The 290-nt window shown below is 66.2% G+C and carries 1 protein-coding gene; it reads left to right on the top strand.

Translation table 11 applies throughout. The annotated features are described in order from the left end of the window. Positions 1 to 290: filamentous hemagglutinin N-terminal domain-containing protein (locus U858_RS34120; protein WP_042886135.1), on the top strand; the 290-nt coding region annotated here is incomplete at both ends.

Raw genomic sequence — 290 nt, 5'->3', positions numbered from 1 at the left:
CGCTACACGCAGTTCAACGTCGGCCCGTCCGGCGTGGTGCTGAACAATAGTGGCGGGGCGAGCCAGACTCAGGTGGCGGGGCAAGTGGCGGGCAACCCCATGCTGGGCAACCAGCGTGCCACCACCATCCTGAACCAGGTCACGGCGCCCAATCCGTCGCAACTGCGGGGCATGCTGGAAGTGGCGGGCAACCGGGCGAACGTCATCGTTGCGAATCCGGCCGGCATCACCTGCAATGGCTGCGGGTTTCTGAACGCCAATCGCGCCACGCTGACTACCGGCAAGCCGGT

The organism is Achromobacter sp. DH1f (genome assembly GCF_000633435.1).
Taxonomy (GTDB): Bacteria; Pseudomonadota; Gammaproteobacteria; order Burkholderiales; family Burkholderiaceae_B; genus Achromobacter; species Achromobacter deleyi.
Note: the sequence above shows the minus strand (reverse complement) of the source record. Positions and strands in the feature narration are given on the sequence as shown.